This is a genomic window from Phaeobacter sp. A36a-5a (assembly GCF_037911135.1).
In the GTDB taxonomy this organism is placed as follows: Bacteria; Pseudomonadota; Alphaproteobacteria; order Rhodobacterales; family Rhodobacteraceae; genus Phaeobacter; species Phaeobacter bryozoorum.
Window position 1 is genome coordinate 164,676 of sequence record NZ_JBBLYU010000003.1, and the last position, 18,720, is coordinate 183,395.

Here is an 18,720-nt window from a genome sequence, read left to right on the forward strand (position 1 = left end):
AGACATGTTCCTCGATGTCCTTCGCCGTCGAAATCCCGATTTCGTCCTCGCCGCGCAGATGCTGCACAGGACGGGCGAAATCCCCGCGAACTCTTACGTTCTTGATCTGGACGCGGTTGCAGAAAACGCACGCCTGATCCGTGCGGAAGCCGATAAGTTTGACCTCAAGGTCTTCGCGATGACCAAGCAGGTGAGCCGCAACTCGGGGTTTTGCCGCGCCGTGATGGCTGGCGGCATTGATCGCGCGGTTGCTGTCGATATGGCTTGCGCCATCGCTTGCCATAACGCCGGGTTGAAAATCGGGCACCTCGGCCATCTCGTGCAGGTACCGCGCGCAGAAGCCGCGATGGCAGCGCGACAACTTACGCCCGATTACTGGACCGTGTTTTCGCAGGCCAAGGCGGCAGAGGCGGCAGAGGCCGCACTGGCAGCCGGACGCGAACAACCACTGCTTGCCCGTGTGCAGACCGCCGGAGATACATTCTATCGCGGTCATGAAGGTGGGTTTCCCGCAGAGGATGCGGTCGCAGCCGCAGGCTGGATGTCCCAGCTGAGCGGCGCGCGTTTCGCTGGCATCACCACGTTTCCTGCGCAGCTCTATGACCACACCACAGGCAAGATTAGACATACACCAAACCTTGGCACCCTGAAGCGGACCGCTGATGCTCTGCAACGCGCGGGCTTTGACAAGATCGAAATCAACGCACCCGGCACGACATCTCTTGTCACACTTGAGGCGCTTGCTGAAGCCGGAGCAACCCAGGTCGAACCCGGCAACGGGCTGCACGGCACGACACCTCTCCATGCCGTCGAGGATCTGCCCGAGATGCCAGCTGTTCTCTACCTCAGCGAGGTCAGCCACCTTCATGGCGGCCGCGCCTATTGCTTCGGCGGAGGTCTATATGTCGATCCGGTCTTTCCCGAATATGGCATCAAGGCATTGGTCACCACATCCCCCAGCGTAGACACTACTGATTTGAGATGCGTCGAGATCCCGCCGCCATCTGCGATTGACTATTACGGGATGATCGACGCCACAGGCGCCAACGCTCCCGCACCCGGTGACACGGTCGTTTTCGGCTTCCGCGGCCAGGCCTTCGTCACCCGCGCCCACTCGGTCGGCATCGAGGGCGTATCGAAGGGCAAGCCGCGCGTGGTGTCGATCGAAAACAGCTACGGGCAGGCAGAACCCTGGCTAAGAATCCGGAATGCGACAAGATGACCCCGGTTCTTCAACTCAGAAATATCCGCAAATCCTTTGGCGGAGTCACGGCGATCCAGGATTTCTCGCTCGACATGCTCGCAGGTGAAGTCGTGGCACTTGTCGGCGACAACGGCGCCGGCAAATCAACTCTCATCAAGATGATCTCAGGTGTCTACACACCCAGTTCAGGCGAGATGCTTCTGGATGGAAAGCCAGCAAACTTTCCTGACGCTTCAGTTGCTCGGGAACGGGGGGTAGAGGTTGTCTATCAGGATCTGGCACTGGCCGATCAACAGACTGTCTACATGAACCTCTTTCTTGGTCGTGAACCCGTGAAGGGGCCGCTGCGGCTGCTTGATCGCAAGAGAATGATCGCCGAAACGGACGCGCTTGTTCGTGAACTGGATGTGCGCATCCCGTCCGCATCCGCTACGATTCGCGACCTTTCAGGGGGACAACGCCAAGGTGTCGCAATCGCACGCGCAACGCATTGGGCAAGGAAACTAATCCTGCTCGACGAACCCACTGCCGCGCTTGGCGTCGCTGAAACCGCCCGGGTCGAAGCAACAGTTGAATCACTGAAAGCACGCAACCTCGCAATCTTCATCGTCTCCCATAGTCTCGATCAGGTCTTCCGCCTGTCGGACCGTATCTGTGTCCTGCGCCGCGGCGAGCAGATCGGGATCCGCGAGACAGACAAGACCGACAAGAATGAAATCGTCTCGATGATCACCGGCGTCTCAAAATGAAACAGGCTGGCGGTCGCACTCGCCAAAGACAGCGCGCCTAAGGATCGGGCGACCAAATATCATTCCCTTGAGGCAAGTCTTGCAAATGTCGTGAACACGGAAGGCGTTGCGCTACCGCTGCGATCGCACCTATCAGCGCAACAGCATTCGATTGCTCATCAGAAAAACGTTAGTGTATCAGACTGTTCGCCCCGATCAGGATCGAAGCGCCCACAAACACCGTCAAGGCAATCGACAACATCCCGGCGCAGACACCCGCCAGCACGATGATCCCATCCCGTTCCAGCAGCCCGATGCTGGCAACAAACAGGGCAATTGCTGGAAACCAACCGCTGAGCGGCAGCGGCACGAACAGCGCCAGGGAAACCAGAAACAGCAGGCCTCCGGTCAGCTGTTCTCTTCGTGGCTGAAACACCGCCCGCAAGCGCGGTCGGGCAATCCGCTCCAGCCGCCGCGACACGGGGCGCAAGCGCAGCACGATACGGCGCATGCCTGTGCCGGAAAAACGGATCCGCGCGATACGTCGCGGCAGCCGGACGCTGGAAAATCCCAGTCCCATCTGCGCGCAGAAAAACAAGAGCGGCAAAGCGGTGACAAGGGTTGACCCTGGAGGCAAAGGAAGAAGATTAATCAGGCACGACAGCAAGATTGCCCATCCGAAGGACCTGTCGCCAAGCTGCTCCAGAAAGGTGCCAAGCGCGATATGATCGGAGTTTTGATGGTAGCGGATCACGCGCAGCAGAGTGAAGGAGAGAGAGCGCTTCCTGATCAAGCCTATAGCACCGGGACATCCAGAAACAGCTTTCACATTCGCCTCGCAACTCGGACCGTGCCTGTCTCCTGCTTAGCGCCTTGCTGTGTCTGCGGCAACCGGCTTCGCAGCTGAGACAGTCGCACCGACCCTGTTCCAGAGTTCCTCGGCAACAACCCCAATGGGCTGGTCCCTGCGCCGCATCTTGAATATCACTGTCCGTCGCAGCGGGAACCCGTCCAGGTTCAGGGACAGCAAAGCCCCGGAACGCCGCTCCTCCTCTGTCATGTGATCTGGCAGACCGCCCCAGCCAAGCCCGGCGAGGATCACCTTTTTCTTGGCCGCGAGATCGGACACCGTCCATTTCAGGCTCCCGGACAAGAGATCGCGGCTTTGGTCATGCGCCGCGCCGCCGGTGCCGGCGGCGACCACCTGCACATGGCTTTGCATTTCGGATGCCGACAAGGCGCGGGACCCGGCGGGCAGGTTCAAGGCGGGACTGGCCACCGGCCGGATCGTGACTTCTGCAACCGGCTCTGCCTCCACGTCGTCCAGCGGCACCCCGTCGAGGGAGGCGACCGCGATATCCGCTTTGCCCTCCATCAGCCGGGCAATCGGGCCGCCCATCATTTCCATCCGCAGCCGGAGGTGGGTCGCCGGGTGGCGCCGTCCGGTGTCCGCAAGCGCCGGCAGCAAAGGGTCCAGGTCCATGGTGGCACTGACGGCAAGTGTCAGCTCCGGCTCTTCGCGGGCGCGCAGCCGGGCGGCGGTGGATCGAAGCCCCTGCATCTGCCGCAGCACCCGCGACGCCTCGCGGTAAAATATCTCGCCTGCCGGGGTGAGCGCGGGGCGGTAGGCCTCGCGGCTGAACAGCTCCAGCTCCAGCTCCTCCTCCAGCTGGCGGATTGTGTGGCTGATAGCGGACTGCGACTTGTTCAGGCGCTCCGCCGCGCCGCGGAAGGTTCCGGTGGAGACGATCGCCTCCAGGGCCAGGAGCTGGTCGTGTTTCATCGGCTTCCAACATGATCAGATTACCTAATCGTTATGCTGAAAACACAATATTATCAATAAATCATATCAGGAGGTAGTCAGAGGGCATCACCACCACAGGAGACTGTCATGAAACTCTACTACAAACCCGGTGCCTGCCCGCTGGCCAGCCATATTGCCCTGTATGAAACCGGCCGCCCGTTTGACATCGAAGCGGTCGATACCGCGGCGGGGCGGACCGAAAGCGGCGCGGATTACCGTGCGATCAATCCCAAAGGCTATGTTCCGGCCCTGGGCCTGGACGACGGCAGCATCCTGACCGAAGGGGCGGCTGTTCTCCAGTACATCGCGGACAGCCACCCGGCGGCTGGTCTGGCGCCGGCGGCGGGCACCTTGGCCCGGGCGCGGATGCAGGAACAGCTCAACTGGATCGGGACCGAGCTGCACAAGGCCTTTGGCCCGCTGTTCCGCGAGGGCACGTCCGAAGCCGGCAAGGACGACGCGGGCACCGCTGTTGCGGGCAAGTTCGATTTCATCGAGACGCAGCTGGAAGATGGCCGCGAGTGGCTGGTAGACGACCAGTTCTCGGTCGCGGATGCCTATCTGTTCGTGGTCTCGAACTGGGCGAACTTCACCGGCATCGATCTGGCCCGCTGGCCCAATCTGGCCGCCTTTGTCAGCCGCAGTGCTGCCCGCCCGTCGGCCCAGGCCGCAATGCGCGCAGAGGGGCTGATCCAATGACGCCTGCCGCCCACAATGAGGTCGGCGCACTGATGGAGGCCTATTTCGAGGGCCTCCACCAGGCCGACAGCGCCCTGCTGCGCAAGGTTTTCCACCCGCGGCTGGCTTATGTCTGCGCCACCGAAGGCGACGAACTGTATCTGGATCTTGAAACCTACATGGCCCGCGTCGATAGCCGCGAGCCTCCGGCCGAACGCGGCGAGGCGCGCAAGGAGGAGATCCTGGAAATCGCTTTTGCCAGCGGCCGGCTGGCCCGTGTCAGCGCCCGGATGACCATGATGGGGCGGGATTTCCACGACCTGCTGACCCTTGTCCGCCACGGCTCGGAGTGGCGTATCGTGGCAAAAGTGTTTTCCTATGTTCCGCGAAAGGACTGAACGATGCCCTATGTGAATATCAAAGTGACCCGCGAGGGCGGCCCCGATGGCACCGGCCCCAGCGCAGAGCAAAAGGCCCAGCTGATCACCGGGGTTACTGATCTGTTGCAGGACGTTCTGGGTAAGAACCCGGCGACCACATTTGTGGTGATCGATGAGGTCCCGCTGGAAGATTGGGGCGTTGGCGGCCTGCCGGTGCAGGAGTACCGGAAGCAGGCGCAATAGAGACGCAGCGGACAGAGGCCTGAGGGCGACCTGTCCGCTGCCCCGGGCGCCGATGAATTTTGCGGTGGAGGGCGTACCGGCCAGCGCTGTCTCAATTGCCGCCAGGCGTTGCAGAACCGGGCTCATGGCCGGGCGTTGTTTGTATTGCGCGCCCTGACGCCTGACGATAGTAGAGCTGAGCCGCCGAGCACGTTGTCTCCTTCTGGTTGCTTGTATCTGTGAATTTTAATGTCACGACATGTCTATCTATATTTATGCATTCATCGACAAAGTCACGGGAAGGCTGACCCGTTTTCCGACGCGACAACTCATTTACTGACGCAATTCCCCTTGAAGGAAAATTTCATGGCTAAAGGTTTGAACTCTATCTCATCATTTCTCCAGATCGGAGATCAAAGAGTCGACGGCTTGTTTTTTGGGCAAAAATGGAGCGATGATACTATTCACTATGCCTACCCGTCTGAGCCCGGTGTCTATAATTATTCAACTTCTTCTAATGAGGCAGCTGCGTTTTCAGAGGTTTCCGATCTGCAGAAATCTGCGATCAAATTCGCTTTGGACTCTGATCTCGGCCCCGCCGCAGCAAGGGGCTTTTCTGTTGAAGGTATTACAAAGCTGAATATTGAGCATGACGCAACACCGGATACGACCAGCCCGGAGGCTATTCGGTACGGCAACACGTCCTCACCCGATGTTCTCGGTGCTCATGGATATTACCCGCAAAACAGTCCAGCCGCAGGGGACGTCTGGTTTGGAAACACGGTTTACCGATCCCCGGCAGCGGGCAACTACGCCTGGCATACTGTGCTGCATGAAACCGGACATGCTCTGGGACTGACGCATTCACATGAAAACATTAACGGATTCGGTGTTGTTCCATCTGAGTACGACCACATGGAATACACGATCATGAGCTATCTGAGCTACGAAAATAGCCCGCTAGGTGGATATAGAAATGAACCCTCGAGCTTTGCACAAACCTACATGATGCTGGATATCGCGGCCCTGCAGCATATGTATGGTGCCGATTACACCACCAACAGCAACGATACAGTCTACAATTGGTCCCCCAATTCAGGCGACACTTTGGTCAATGGTGAAATTGCAATCGATGCGGTCGGCAACCGGATTTTCGCCACCATCTGGGATGGGGGCGGCGTCGACACCTATGATCTTTCAGCCTACGCCGAGAATCTAAACATTGATCTGAACCCCGGCGAATCCTCACGCTTCAGCGCTGCACAGACAGCCCATCTGGGATATGGATATAACGCTAGCGGCAATATCTACAATGCACTTCTCCATAATGGTGACAGGCGTTCGCTGATCGAAAATGCCATAGGTGGCACTGGCAACGACGTAATCGCGGGCAACATCGGCTCCAATTTACTGCGTGGTGAGGGTGGCAACGACACCATCACAGGCGGTGCAGGTAATGATACCGTCTTTGGCAATACCGGAAATGACCATATCAGCGGTCAAGACGGTGATGACCGGATGCTGGGTGGCAAGGGCAACGACACAGTCTTTGGCGGCACTGGCAACGACGAGTTGCTGGGAAATCAGGACGACGACGTGCTGAATGGCAAAGAAGGTGCGGACACGCTTTACGGCGGTTCCGGCAGCGACACTCTGAATGGAGGTACCGGCGCCGACAGTATGTCAGGAGGCACAGGCAACGATACCTACTGGGTGGACGATGCCGCAGACCAGGTGGCCGAAAATGCGGGCGCAGGTCAGGACCGGGTCAATAGCTCAGTAACTTTCGATCTGACTGCTCACAGCGCACATATCGAAGACCTGACCCTCACCGGAAGTGCCAACATCAATGGCACTGGCAATGAGGCGGACAACTCGATTTCCGGCAACACTGGCGCCAATATTCTGCGTGGTGAGGGCGGCAATGACGTCATGACAGGTGGTGACGGAAATGACACTGTCTATGGCAATACCGGAAATGACCATATCAGCGGTCAAGATGGTGATGACTGGGTGCTGGGTGGCAAGGGCAACGACACAGTCTTTGGTGGCACTGGCAACGACAAGTTGCTGGGAAATCAGGACGACGACGTGCTGAATGGCAAGAGCGGCCGGGACACGCTTTACGGCGGTTCCGGCGACGATACTCTGACCGGCGGCAACGGTGCCGACACATTTGTATTCACGAAGGGAGAAGACGCCGACCGGATCACCGATTTTGGCCTTGGCAATGACACGCTTTTGCTGAGCGGGTTCGGTTTCTCTACTGAGCAGGATGCGCTCGGCTATGCAAATGACGTGTCAGGGAGCGTGATTTTCGACTTCGGTGATGGTGACAGCATAACCCTGTTGAATCTGCAGCTACAGGACCTGCATAGCAATATCGTCTTCACCTAGTAGGTTCACTGATCGACCGCAGGCGGGCTGCGCGGCCAACCGCATAGCCCGCCCTCTGCTTCCAGGCTTTCGGACTAGATGTCACAGCCAAGGAGGGCTCGACTGTGCTAAGGCGGCTGGCGTCCCGTCTGAGGACAGGCAATGTAACTATAGCAGTATGGGAAACGTGCAGCTTCCGAGCAATCAAAGGAGGCGTATCTCCAATCCAATATTCACTCGGCACTCTGGCCGAGATCTACCGGCATAGTACAAATACGAATGTTCAGTGGATTGATCTTATTGGAGGAAGTGGTGAGCCGTGCAGGATTCGAACCTGCGACCCACTGATTAAAAGTCAGTTGCTCTACCAACTGAGCTAACGGCCCACTTCTTCATCGGAACATCGTGTTGTTCCCTGGTCGCTCTTTAAGGACATAATCCAAAAGGATCAAGCACTTAATTTGCTTCGGAGCGGCGCGACCGTGTCAGTCATGCTGTCCCGATAGGCGGCGTATCTAGGGGTAAGGGCTGAGACGGTCAACCCCTTTTTTCAACTTTCTTGCCACAAGGCTGGATTCATCTTCGACGGAGGTCTATATGCGCGAAATGACCACAGGATCAGACACCCGCTTGCCCTTCATGAAGATGCACGGCCTCGGCAACGACTTCGTTGTTGTGGATGCCCGTGACATGTCGTGGCCCATCACACCGGCCATGGCCGCCGGAATCGCGCACAGGCAGATGGGCGTGGGATTCGACCAGCTCACCGTCATCACCCACGGCGAGGAAGACGCACATCTGACCTTCTACAACGCCGATGGATCCACCTCGGCCGCCTGCGGCAACGCCACCCGCTGCGTGGCCCGCTACCTGATGCAGCAGACCGGACGCGAGGCCCTGCGTCTGACCACCGATCGCGGCCTGCTTCAGGCAAGAGACGCAGGAAACGGGCTGACCGCCGTCAACATGGGCCAGCCACAGCTGGACTGGCAGGATATCCCGCTGGCAGAGCAGATGGACACGCTGGAGCTGCCGATTGAGGGGGCGCCAACCGCCACCGGCATGGGCAATCCGCATTGCACCTTTTTTGTCGAAAACGCCGAGCTGATCCCTCTCGCCGAATTTGGCGCGCGCTACGAGCATCATCCGCTTTACCCTGAACGCACCAATGTGCAGGTCGCCCATCTGGTCGGCACAGATCACATCCGCATGCGCGTCTGGGAACGCGGCGTCGGCATCACCCTGGCCTCGGGCTCCTCGTCCTGCGCCACCGCAGTGGCCGCAGCGCGACGCGGGCTGACCGGTCGCCATGTGCAGATAGATCTGGATGGCGGCACGCTCTGGATTGACTGGCGCGACGATGGCGTCTGGATGACCGGCCCGACCTGCCACGTGTTCGACGGCAGCTTCACCCGCGACTTTCTGGAAAGCCTCTAAACATGAGCGCGCCCAAATTCACCACGCTCGGCTGCCGCCTGAACGCCTATGAAACCGAAGCGATGAAAGAGCTCAGCCAGCAGGCAGGGCTCAGCAACGCCGTGGTGGTCAACACCTGTGCCGTCACCGCCGAGGCCGTGCGCAAGGCACGGCAGGAGATCCGCCGCCTGCGCCGTGAAAACCCGGAGGCGCCGATCATCGTCACCGGTTGTGCCGCCCAGACCGAACCGGAGACCTTTGCCGCAATGGAAGAGGTCACCCGCGTCATCGGCAACACCGAAAAGATGCAGGCCGAGACCTGGCAGCAGATCGCCAAGGGGCCGGATTTCATCGGCACCACGGAAAAGGTGCAGGTCGACGATATCATGTCGGTGACCGAGACCGCAGGCCATCTCATTGACGGTTTCGGCACCCGCTCCCGCGCCTATGTGCAGGTCCAGAACGGCTGCGACCACCGCTGCACCTTCTGCATCATCCCCTATGGTCGCGGCAATTCCCGCTCGGTCCCGGCAGGCGTGGTGGTCGATCAGATCAAGCGGCTGGTGGACAGGGGCTATAATGAGGTTGTCCTGACCGGCGTCGATCTCACCTCCTGGGGCGCCGACCTGCCCGCCACGCCCCGTCTGGGCGATCTGGTGATGCGGATCCTGAAACTGGTGCCGGACCTACCGCGCCTGCGCATCTCCTCCATCGATTCGATCGAGGTGGACGAGAACCTGATGCAGGCCATCGCTACCGAATCCCGCCTGATGCCGCATCTGCACCTGTCGCTGCAACACGGCGATGATCTGATCCTGAAACGGATGGCCCGCCGCCACCTGCGCGATGACGCGATCAAATTCTGCGAAGACGCCCGCCGCCTGCGCCCGGAGATGACCTTTGGTGCCGATATCATTGCAGGCTTTCCGACCGAGTCGGACGCCCATTTCGAGAACTCGCTGAAACTGGTTACCGACTGCGATCTCACCTGGCTGCACGTCTTCCCCTATTCCAAGCGCGAGGGCACCCCGGCCGCCAAGATCCCCAATCAGGTGAATGGCACGGTGATCAAGGAGCGAGCCGCCCGTCTGCGCGCCGCCGGTGACGTGCAGGTACAGGCCCATCTCACCGCGCAGATCGGCCGCAGGCATCGCATCCTGATGGAAAACCCGCACATGGGCCGCACCGAGCAATTCACCGAGGTCAGCTTTGCAACCCCGCAGGTGGAGGGCGAGATCGTCACCACCACCACCACCGGCATCAGGGGAACCCAGCTCACTGCCTGAGGCCGCGCGTCGACGCATTGGATCCGCACACAGGCAGCACTCTGGGTGCCACTCCTACTGCGAAGACAGTCTTGCCCCTCTCGCACCGATGCCGGAGGATGGCAGGATCATGAGCCTCATTCTCTTCCTTCACGGCCCCTCCAGCAGCGGCAAATCCACGCTGGCAGCAGAACTGCGCCGCCAGTCACCCCGCCCCTTCCTGCACCTCTCCATTGATCACCTGCGCAGCAGCGGCGCCTGGCGCCAGGTCGATTATCCCGACTGGCAAACGGCCCGGCCCGCCTTCTTTGACGGGTTCCATCGCGCAGTTGCAGGCTTTGCCGACGCCGGTAATGATCTGATCATCGAACATATCCTCGACACACCCGGCTGGCACAGCCAGTTGCAGGACCTGCTGGCGGACCACCAAATGCTGTTCGTCGGCTTGCGCCCCTCTCTCGCCGCGCTGCACCAGCGCGAGCAGCGCCGAGGTGACAGGCCGCGGGGCAGCGCCGTGCAGGATGCCGCCCATATCCATGCCGGGATACGGTATGATCTGGAGTGCGACGGCACCCGCGACACCGAACAGCTTGCGCGCGACATCCTCACTCGCATCAACCAGCCGCTGCCCGCCTCCGGATTTTTCCGCTAGCCGCACATCAGGACACACCGCCCGCTGTCATCTTTCCCGAAATACTCCGTGGTGAATGCCCGCAGGGCAGAGGGGCAGCGCCCCCAATACGAAAAACCCCCGCAGGGTCACACCATGCGGGGGTTCGTAATTGCTCAGGAAAACCGGCTTAGCTGGTTTTCTTGCCTTTGTGCGGCGCCCACAGACGCTTGTTGGTGAGATACAGCAGCACCGACAGCAGCGTCAGGAACAGCACGCCGACAAAACCGGCCTGCTTGCGCGCCATCATTTTCGGCTCCGCCGTCCACATCAGGAAGGCCGCGACGTCCTGCGACATGGCTTCCACATCGTTGGCGTGGCCATCGACGAACTCAACCTGCTCATCCGACAGCGGCGGCGCCATGGAGATCCAGCCACCAGGGAAGGCAGTGTTGCCATAGAAGGTGGTGCCTGCTTCTTCCTTGGTCTCACCGGTGTAGCCCGCCAGCAGCGACGCAATATATTCCGCACCGCCCATGCCTTTGAACAGCTGGTTCAGACCCAGACCGTAGGGGCCGTGGAAACCCGCACGTGCCTTGGCCATCATGCTGAGGTCAGGCGCGCCTGCGTTGTTGTTTTCCGGGAAGTTATCGGTCGGCTTGGCCGGACGATCTTCATCCTCCACCGGATCGTAAACCGAGAAGTTCTCGGCCGCATAGGCGCGGACCTGCTCTTCTGGCAGGTTCGGGCCACCTTCATCGGCCAGGGTGCGCAGCGGCACCAGCTTCAGCCCGTGACAGGCTGCGCAGACTTCGGTGTAGATCTGCAGACCGCGCTGCAGCTGGTTGGTGTCGTAGGTGCCAAACGGGCCTTCGAACGAGAAGTCATAGTCCTCGACATGGCCCGAGCCTCCCGCCGCAAAGGATGCGGCAGGCGCCAGGGACAGTGCGAAGGCGGCACCAATGGCTAGTTTTTTCAACATGGTTGCTGTCCTTCTCAATTACTCGGCCGGCGTGGCGTCAGCGCCAGACTTCTTGCCGTAATGGGCATCAAAATCCGCTTCGATGGTCTCGGGAATCGCCAGCGGCTTCTCGATGACGCCCAGCAGCGGCAGGATCACCAGGAAGTAGGCGAACCAATAGGCCGAAGCGATCAGGGAGAACGACGCATAGGGTTCTTCCGCAGGCATCGCACCCAGCCACATCAGGGCAAAGAAGTCGATGACCAGCAGCAGGAACCACCACTTGAACTGCGGGCGGTACCGGCCCGAGCGCACGCGGCTGGTGTCCAGCCAGGGCGCCAGCGCCATGACGGCAATCGCACCAAACATCGCCAGCACGCCAAAGAACTTGGCGTCGATGATGCCACCGGTCACAAAGGAGGCAATCTGCACAACCCAGACTTCCGAGGTGAAGGCCCGCAGGATCGCGTAGAACGGCAGGAAGTACCATTCGGGAACGATGTGTGCAGGGGTCACCAGCGGGTTGGCTTCGATGTAGTTATCGGGGTGGCCCAGGTAGTTCGGCATGAAGCCGACGATCGCCCAGAACACAACCAGCACAACCGCCAGACCTACGAAATCCTTGATCACGAAATAGGGCCAGAACGGCAGCGTGTCTTTCTTGGCTTCTTCCTTGGAGCCACGACGCACTTCAACACCGGTCGGGTTGTTGTTGCCGGTGGTGTGGAAGGCCCAGATGTGCACGATGACCAGCGCCGCGATCACGAAAGGCAGCAGATAGTGCAGCGAGAAGAAGCGGTTCAGCGTGGCGTTGTCCACGGCAGGCCCGCCCAGCAGCCATGTCTGCAGCGCTTCACCAACAAAGGGAATGGCGCCGAACAGGCCGGTGATCACGGTCGCCCCCCAGAAGGACATCTGACCCCAGGGCAGTACATAGCCCATGAAGGCGGTGCCCATCATCATCAGGTAGATCAGCATGCCGATGATCCATGTGATCTCGCGCGGTGCCTTGTAGGACCCGTAGTAGAGACCCCGGAAAATGTGGATGTAGACCGCGACAAAGAACAGCGATGCGCCGTTCATATGCAGATAGCGGATCATATGGCCGCCGTTCACGTTGCGCATGATGTGCTCAACGGAGGCAAACGCCAGATCGACATGCGGTGTGTAATGCATCACCAGGATGATACCGGTGACGATTTGCAGGACCAAGCAGAATGCCAGGACGATACCCCAGATCCACAACCAGTTCAGGTTCTTGGGCGTGGGGATCATAATGGTGTCATAGATCAGGCCAACGATGGGCAGGCGGCTGTGCAGCCACTTCTCGCCACCGGTTTTCGGCTCATAATGATCGTGCGGAATGCCGGACATGAATGTCTCCCTTATCCCAGTTGGATCGTAGTTTCATCAAGGAACACGGCCGTCGGAACCGGCAGGTTCTCGGGCGCGGGACCTTTGCGGATACGACCGGCAGTGTCGTAGTGCGACCCGTGGCAGGGGCAGAACCAGCCATTGAACTCGCCAGCGCCATCACCCAGCGGCACACAGCCGAGGTGGGTACAGACACCCATCATGACCAGCCATTCGCCAGCTTCGTCCATGGTGCGGTTTTCGTCGGTGGCCGGCACATCGCCTGCGTTGACGTTCCGGGCAACCGGATCGGGCAGGTCGGCCAGATCAACAGCACGTGCCGCTTCGATCTCTTCCTGGGTGCGGCGGCGGATGAACACCGGCTTGCCAAGGAACATAACCGAGATCTGGGTCCCGACTTCCACACCTGCCACGTCCACGATAATCGAGGACAGAGCCTGAACGTCAGCCGAGGGGTTCATCTGGTTGACCAGGGGCCAAATAGCGGCGCCCGCAGTCACTGCCCCGGCGCCGGCAGTGGCGTAGTAGAGGAAATCTCTCCGGGTTCCTTCGTTGTCTTCTGCGTGGGACACGAGGTTTTCTCCAATTCCAGCGCCCGTTTAGGGCAAACATGCGCATACACCGCGCAATGAACGCAGTGACTCATCGCGGGTATCTAGCGGGGAGAAGGGCTTTCGTCCAGCGGTCATAGGCGCGCAGATGGACGCACACGCAAGTAATTATGCGCAACTGTTGCAAACAGCCTCACATATTTGCGCGGGCACGCCGTATTTCAAGGGGAGCGCCCGCGCCAGATCTCAGCTTTCCGGTGGTCGCGTCGCCTGCATCGACGGACGCGAATCGAATTCGGCGAACCAATCCGCCAGCGCCTCGTTCCCCTTGCGCCAGCCCATGTCCGGATGCCGGAAATCCACATAGGACAATGCACAGGCCACAGCGATCTGCCCGATCCGCAGCGATCCTTTCAGATGCGCCATCCAGCGCGCGTTCAGCGCCGCGCAGCCGCCCAGCACCTTGCCGCTCTGCCCTTCGATCCACTCCGGCCATTGCTTGTCCGCGGGGCGCAGGCGCTTTTCATAGGACAGCAGCACTGCCGCCTCCATGATGCCATCCGCCGTGGCCTCCAGCACCCGCGTGTCCCAGCCGCCCTCATAAAGCGCCCCACCCGCACGCTCTGCCAGATAGGCGCAGATCACCCGGCTGTCATACAGCGTCGCGCCCCCCGCGCGTTCCAGCGCCGGGATCTTGGCCAGCGGGTTGGCGGCCTTCAGGTCGCTCGCCGGGGCAATCGGCGTGGTGGCCACCGGGATCAGCTCGACATCCGCCAGCTGATCCGTTTCATGCAGCACCACCATGACCTTACGCACATAGGGGGAGGTGGGCGCGTGATAGAGTTTCATTGCGGAAATCCTTCTGAACAGGGTTTGGAGACAGATCCACGACGATGATACCATGTCTTACATGGGGCGCGGCTGCGCACACTCTAGCCTGGCCTCACGGCAGGACCACCCCCTTCGGCACCTTCGGTCACGCTTCCTCTTGCCTTTGCCATATCGAGCGGCCATGTTCGCGCTGTTCTCAGGGCGGGGCGAAATTCCCCACCGGCGGTAAGCGGGCATGTCCCCGTAAGCCCGCGAGCGGTCATTTTGAGTGCCGTCACAGCTTGAACCGACAACCGGTTCCCCCTTTTCGGGCTGTGAACGCACTGGAAATGATGTCCAGCAGATCTGGTGTAACTCCAGAGCCGACGGTCATAGTCCGGATGAAAGAGAACGTGTGACAGGGCCACGGGGGACGTGTGCCCTCATCACTCGTGATCGCCTTGGGTGACGTGTCAAACCTATAGGAGATACCACAATGACACACACCCGCTTTGCCTTCATCAAGGCACATTGGCATTCCGACATCGTTGATCGCGCATTGGAGGGCTTTCAGCAGCTGATCCCGGCGGAGCAGATCGACGTGTTTGATGTGCCCGGCGCCTTTGAAATGCCGCTGCTGGCCAAGGATCTCGCCAAGACCGGAAAATACGACGCCATCGCCTGCGCCGCCTTTGTGGTGGATGGCGGCATCTACCGCCATGACTTCGTGGCACAGGCTGTGGTGGATGGCCTGATGCAGGCAGGCATGGAGACTGGCGTGCCCGTCCTGTCCGTCTCGCTAACGCCGCACCACTATCAGGAAACCGATCACCACAACGCCATCTACCGCGCCCATTTTGTCGACAAGGGACGCGAGGCCGCCAATGCTGCGCTGATGATCGTCAGAACCCGGCAGGAGGCGCTTGGCGCCTAAACGGGGCAAGACGCAGCGCGGGTCGGGCCGCTACAGGCCCGGCCAAGCGATCACCCCAGATAGGCCTTCAGCGCCGGCGGCGGATTGTCCAGTAGCTCCGCCGTCGCCATCGGCGGATGCGCCGCGCCATCCGCCACCAGTATCACCTGATCCGCAATCCGCCGCGCATCCGCCGGGTCATGGCTGACCATCAGAACCGTTGCCCCGGTCTCCTGAGCCAGCTCCGCCACCAGATCCAGCATCTCGGCCTTCAGCGCGGGCCCCAGCGCCGCAAACGGCTCGTCCAGCAGCAGCAGATCGCGGCCCTGCACCAGCACCCGTCCCAGCGCCACCCGGCTTTGCTGGCCACCGGACAGGGCGGCGGGCTTGCGCTCTTCCATTCCGGCCAGTCCGACCCGGGCAATCGCTGCGCGCACCTTGTCCTGCTCTTCGCGGCTCAGCCGCAGGTTCGGGCGAATGCCCAGCGCGACATTCTGCGCCACGCTCAGATGCGGAAACAGATTGCCGTCCTGAAACAACATCGCAATCGGCCGTGCACCCGGTCTCACATCCGTCAAAGCGCGCCCCTGCCACGACAGCCCCCCTGAGATGATCGGCACAAAACCGGCAATCGCCTCGATCAGCGTTGTCTTGCCCGCGCCGGAGGGACCGATCACCGCCACCCGCTCACCCGCCGCAACCGACAGATCCGCACGCACGATAAAGCCGCCGTTATCCATTTTGCAGTGATCAAGTTTCAGCATGACGCCGACCTCCCCGGTCGCATATGTAAAACGCCCCCATCGACAGGCACAGCAGCAACAGCGCCCCGCCCGAGGCTGCCTCCATCCGGTAAGCTCCCATCAGGCGATAGACCTGCAAGGGCAGCGTTGCGGTTTCAGAATCGGCAAACAGCGCAATGACTCCGAGATCGCCCATCGACAGCGCGGCCGCCAGTCCCGCGGCAAAGCCAAGCTGAGGACGCAGCCGTGGCAACAGCACCCGGCGCAGGAACGCCCCGCCGCGCATGTCCAAAGAGAGCGACAAACGGCCATAGCGCGCCAGGATCTCGCGCACTCTGGGGATCAGAATGCGCAGCGCAAACGGCAGCGCCATCAGCGCATTGACCAGTGCCGTGACCGGCAGCGCCAGCGCAAAGGGATCAGCAACCGGGTAGATCAGAATAAACAGCCCGGTGCCGATCACCAGCGGTGACACCGCCAGACCAAGCAGCCCGGCAACCTCCACCACCGCCCCCCGGCCCAGCGCCACGGCAATTGCCATCGGCAGGGCGATCAGCAGCAGAACCAGCGTACTCAGCCCGGCAATCAACGCCGACGTCGCCGCCGCCATCCAGACCGACGCCCCCATCGACAGAAGCCCCGGCAGCCCCGCGATGACGATGGCGCTCAGCGGCAACACCAGGAACTGCGCCGCCCCCGACAGATAGATCGCATCCAGCCCCCGCGCCCAGCGCCCCTCGCCATCCCAGCGCCGCACGGGCCGGTCTAGCCCGGCTCCGAATCCTTCGCCGCTGGCAACGCGCAGCGCCACCAGCGCCGCCGCCCCGGTCAGCAGCAGCTGAACACCCGACAGCATCGCCGCCCGCCCAAGATCGAAATCGAAGCGGAACGCCTGATAAATCGCCAGTTCGATGGTGGTGGCACGTGGTCCGCCCCCCAGCGTCAGCGCCACCGCAAAGCTGGACAGGCAGATCGCAAAGACCACCGCCAGCGCACCGGGCACCACCTGCCGCAGCATCGGTGCCTCCAGCAGCCGCCACATTGCCAATGGTCCGGCATTGAGCTGCGCCGCAAGGCGAAAGCGCTCCGCCGGGATTTCCTGCCAGCCTTGCAGGATCAGCCGTGTCGCCAGCGGCAGATTGAAAAACACATGAGCCAGCACAACGCCGTGCAAACCATAGATCTGCAGCGGTCCAAGCCCGAAAACCCCCAGCAGATCGCTCAACCAGCCCGACCGGCCAAACACCGCCAGAATGCCAAGGATCGCAACAATCACCGGCAGGATGAACGGCGCCCCCATCAGGGCGATCAGCAGCCGCCGCCCGCGAAACCGTCGCCGCGCCAGCGCGCGCGCCACCGGCACCGCCAGCGTCACGCTCGCAACCGCCGACAGAACCGCCTGCCAGATGGTAAAGCGGATCGCGGCCCAATCGGCGACCCCAAGACCGCGCCCGACCTCGGCCCGCAGGATAACAGCGGCCAAGGCCCCAAGGATGAACGTCGCGACCAGGGTCGCGACGCCCAGACCCCAGCGGGATCTCAGCGGCTGAGCGCGGTCAGCCATTCTTCCAGCGCCGCATCACGCAGCGCCGCCGCTTCCTCTGCACCCAGCAACAGCGATTTCTCCGGCGCAACGAGGGTCTCAAACCCTTGCGGCAGGCCAGCTGTCGGCGTCACCGCCGGATACATCCAGTTGGTGGTCGGAATGATTGACTGGAACGCATCGCTGACCATGAAGGCCAGGAACTGATCCGCCAGTTCCGGCTGGTCGCTGGCCGCCAGCTTGCCGGCAACCTCAACCTGCATGTAGTGACCTTCATCGAAGACCGCCGCCGCCTTGCTGGCGTCATCCTCGGCGATCAGGTGATAGGCCGGCGAGGTGGTATAGGAGAGCACCATATCCGCCTCGCCCTCCAGGAACAGCCCATAGGCCTCCGACCAGCCCTTGGTCACGGTCAGCACATTGTCGGCCAGCCCCTCCCAGACCTCGGGGGCCTTGTCGCCATAGGCAGCCTTCACCCACATCAAGAGGCCAAGGCCGGGGGTGGAGGAACGCGGATCCTGAATCACGATCTTCAGATCGCTCTCAGCCAGCTCGGTAAAACTCTTCGGTGCCGTGGCATCCGCATTATGCACAAAGGCAAAATACCCCCAGTCATAGGGCGCAAAGGTGGTGTCTTCCCACTCGAACGGCAGTGCATAATCGGCGCTGATGCTGTGCTCGGCAAAAAGACCGGTCGCCTTCGCCGCTGCGGTCAGATTGGTGTCGAGCCCCAGCACCACATCCGCATCGGACCGCGCCCCTTCCAGCTTCACCCGTGCGAGCAGCGCCGCGCCGTCGCCTGCGCCGACCAGTTTCAGGTCACAGCTGCAGGTCGCCTCAAAGGCTTTCTCCACCGCAGGCCCGGGACCCCAGTCAGAGACAAAGCTGTCGTAGGTGTAGACAATAAGTTCAGGCGTTTCGGCATAGGCTGCCGTTGCGCCCAGCAGTCCCGCTGCAAGTACAAGATGTTTCATGGCATCCTCCAATGCGGCCTCCAATGCGACGTGGGGCAAGGGTGGAGCCATTCCATACCTTCCCTCCGCCGGTTCTAGCCGGTTCAGGTTCTACGGGTGTGATCTCAGCGTCGATGACGCACCCCGAGGTGGCGCGCACCCTAGGGGCCGGACAGCTGAAAGACAAGC

The 18,720-nt window shown here is 61.1% G+C and carries 19 protein-coding genes, 1 tRNA gene and 2 riboswitches; of the genes, 10 read left to right on the forward strand and 10 right to left on the reverse strand.

The window, feature by feature from the left end:
- Positions 1 to 4: 4 nt before the first annotated feature.
- Together WLQ66_RS14205 and WLQ66_RS14210 are read left to right on the forward strand one after the other, a co-directional pair.
- On the forward strand, positions 5 to 1,222 hold the full coding sequence (locus WLQ66_RS14205; protein WP_340546991.1) for an alanine racemase: 1,218 nt from the start codon (positions 5 to 7) through the stop codon (positions 1,220 to 1,222).
- Complete coding sequence (locus tag WLQ66_RS14210) at positions 1,219 to 1,953, forward strand: ATP-binding cassette domain-containing protein (protein WP_340546992.1); 735 nt, start codon at positions 1,219 to 1,221, stop codon at positions 1,951 to 1,953. Before WLQ66_RS14205 ends, WLQ66_RS14210 begins: the two co-directional genes overlap by 4 nt.
- 169 nt (positions 1,954 to 2,122) lie before the next feature.
- Here the strand turns inward: WLQ66_RS14210 and WLQ66_RS14215 are convergent, their stop codons facing one another.
- Together WLQ66_RS14215 and WLQ66_RS14220 are read right to left on the reverse strand one after the other, a co-directional pair.
- Positions 2,123 to 2,761 carry an exopolysaccharide biosynthesis protein gene (locus WLQ66_RS14215; RefSeq protein WP_340546993.1) on the reverse strand — a complete coding sequence of 213 codons (639 nt, stop codon included), beginning with the start codon at positions 2,759 to 2,761 and terminating at the stop codon, positions 2,123 to 2,125.
- A gap of 36 nt (positions 2,762 to 2,797) precedes the next feature.
- Entirely contained in the window at positions 2,798 to 3,715 is a 918-nt protein-coding gene (locus WLQ66_RS14220; RefSeq protein WP_340546994.1) for a LysR family transcriptional regulator, read from the reverse strand.
- A 108-nt stretch (positions 3,716 to 3,823) separates the two neighbouring features.
- Here WLQ66_RS14220 and gstA point away from each other — a divergent pair, with 108 nt between their 5' ends.
- The 4 genes from gstA (at position 3,824) to WLQ66_RS14240 (ending at position 7,413) form a co-directional block, all read left to right on the forward strand.
- Positions 3,824 to 4,435, forward strand: coding sequence for a glutathione transferase GstA (gene gstA / locus WLQ66_RS14225; RefSeq protein ID WP_340546995.1), 612 nt, complete (start codon positions 3,824 to 3,826; stop codon positions 4,433 to 4,435).
- On the forward strand, positions 4,432 to 4,812 hold the full coding sequence (locus tag WLQ66_RS14230; RefSeq protein WP_340546996.1) for a nuclear transport factor 2 family protein: 381 nt from the start codon (positions 4,432 to 4,434) through the stop codon (positions 4,810 to 4,812). The genes gstA and WLQ66_RS14230 overlap by 4 nt, the downstream gene beginning before the upstream one ends.
- A 3-nt stretch (positions 4,813 to 4,815) precedes the next feature.
- Positions 4,816 to 5,037, forward strand: coding sequence for a tautomerase family protein (locus WLQ66_RS14235; protein WP_141889057.1), 222 nt, complete (start codon positions 4,816 to 4,818; stop codon positions 5,035 to 5,037).
- A gap of 345 nt (positions 5,038 to 5,382) precedes the next feature.
- Positions 5,383 to 7,413 (forward strand): M10 family metallopeptidase, encoded by a 2,031-nt coding sequence (locus tag WLQ66_RS14240; protein WP_340546997.1) that lies wholly within the window; start codon positions 5,383 to 5,385, stop codon positions 7,411 to 7,413.
- A 289-nt stretch (positions 7,414 to 7,702) separates the two neighbouring features.
- Here WLQ66_RS14240 and WLQ66_RS14245 read toward each other — a convergent pair.
- Positions 7,703 to 7,778: transfer RNA gene (locus WLQ66_RS14245), tRNA-Lys, on the reverse strand.
- A 211-nt stretch (positions 7,779 to 7,989) separates the two neighbouring features.
- Here WLQ66_RS14245 and dapF point away from each other — a divergent pair.
- The 3 genes from dapF (at position 7,990) to WLQ66_RS14260 (ending at position 10,725) form a co-directional block, all read left to right on the forward strand.
- Positions 7,990 to 8,829 carry a diaminopimelate epimerase gene (gene dapF, locus WLQ66_RS14250; RefSeq protein WP_340546998.1) on the forward strand — a complete coding sequence of 280 codons (840 nt, stop codon included), beginning with the start codon at positions 7,990 to 7,992 and terminating at the stop codon, positions 8,827 to 8,829.
- Between the two features lie 2 nt (positions 8,830 to 8,831).
- Positions 8,832 to 10,094, forward strand: a complete 1,263-nt coding sequence (gene mtaB, locus WLQ66_RS14255; RefSeq protein ID WP_340546999.1) for a tRNA (N(6)-L-threonylcarbamoyladenosine(37)-C(2))-methylthiotransferase MtaB — start codon at positions 8,832 to 8,834, stop codon at positions 10,092 to 10,094.
- A 109-nt stretch (positions 10,095 to 10,203) separates the two neighbouring features.
- Positions 10,204 to 10,725, forward strand: a complete 522-nt coding sequence (locus WLQ66_RS14260; RefSeq protein WP_340547000.1) for a chloramphenicol phosphotransferase CPT family protein — start codon at positions 10,204 to 10,206, stop codon at positions 10,723 to 10,725.
- A gap of 148 nt (positions 10,726 to 10,873) precedes the next feature.
- Here the strand turns inward: WLQ66_RS14260 and WLQ66_RS14265 are convergent, their stop codons facing one another.
- From WLQ66_RS14265 to WLQ66_RS14280, 4 genes are all read right to left on the reverse strand, one after another.
- Entirely contained in the window at positions 10,874 to 11,665 is a 792-nt protein-coding gene (locus tag WLQ66_RS14265) for a cytochrome c1 (protein ID WP_340547001.1), read from the reverse strand.
- 18 nt (positions 11,666 to 11,683) lie between these two features.
- Positions 11,684 to 13,018, reverse strand: a complete 1,335-nt coding sequence (gene petB, locus WLQ66_RS14270) for a cytochrome b (protein WP_340547002.1) — start codon at positions 13,016 to 13,018, stop codon at positions 11,684 to 11,686.
- 11 nt (positions 13,019 to 13,029) lie between these two features.
- Complete coding sequence (gene petA / locus WLQ66_RS14275; protein ID WP_340547003.1) at positions 13,030 to 13,590, reverse strand: ubiquinol-cytochrome c reductase iron-sulfur subunit; 561 nt, start codon at positions 13,588 to 13,590, stop codon at positions 13,030 to 13,032.
- A gap of 225 nt (positions 13,591 to 13,815) precedes the next feature.
- Complete coding sequence (locus WLQ66_RS14280) at positions 13,816 to 14,418, reverse strand: glutathione S-transferase (protein ID WP_340547004.1); 603 nt, start codon at positions 14,416 to 14,418, stop codon at positions 13,816 to 13,818.
- 170 nt (positions 14,419 to 14,588) lie between these two features.
- Positions 14,589 to 14,796, forward strand: a riboswitch (FMN riboswitch).
- 79 nt (positions 14,797 to 14,875) lie between these two features.
- On the opposite strand from WLQ66_RS14280, the gene WLQ66_RS14285 reads away from it, so the two are divergent.
- Entirely contained in the window at positions 14,876 to 15,313 is a 438-nt protein-coding gene (locus tag WLQ66_RS14285; RefSeq protein ID WP_340547005.1) for a 6,7-dimethyl-8-ribityllumazine synthase, read from the forward strand.
- A gap of 50 nt (positions 15,314 to 15,363) precedes the next feature.
- Here WLQ66_RS14285 and WLQ66_RS14290 read toward each other — a convergent pair whose 3' ends face one another.
- Genes WLQ66_RS14290 through thiB form a run of 3 tightly spaced genes read right to left on the reverse strand, consistent with a single transcriptional unit; the run spans position 15,364 to position 18,552 of the window.
- Positions 15,364 to 16,056 carry a thiamine ABC transporter ATP-binding protein gene (locus tag WLQ66_RS14290; RefSeq protein WP_340547006.1) on the reverse strand — a complete coding sequence of 231 codons (693 nt, stop codon included), beginning with the start codon at positions 16,054 to 16,056 and terminating at the stop codon, positions 15,364 to 15,366.
- A complete protein-coding gene (locus WLQ66_RS14295) occupies positions 16,043 to 17,599 on the reverse strand; it encodes a thiamine/thiamine pyrophosphate ABC transporter permease ThiP (protein WP_340547007.1) in 1,557 nt (518 codons plus the stop codon). Before WLQ66_RS14295 ends, WLQ66_RS14290 begins: the two co-directional genes overlap by 14 nt.
- A complete protein-coding gene (gene thiB / locus WLQ66_RS14300; RefSeq protein ID WP_340547008.1) occupies positions 17,575 to 18,552 on the reverse strand; it encodes a thiamine ABC transporter substrate binding subunit in 978 nt (325 codons plus the stop codon). Before thiB ends, WLQ66_RS14295 begins: the two co-directional genes overlap by 25 nt.
- A gap of 43 nt (positions 18,553 to 18,595) precedes the next feature.
- A riboswitch (TPP riboswitch) is annotated at positions 18,596 to 18,688 on the reverse strand.
- Between the last annotated feature and the right edge of the window lie 32 nt (positions 18,689 to 18,720).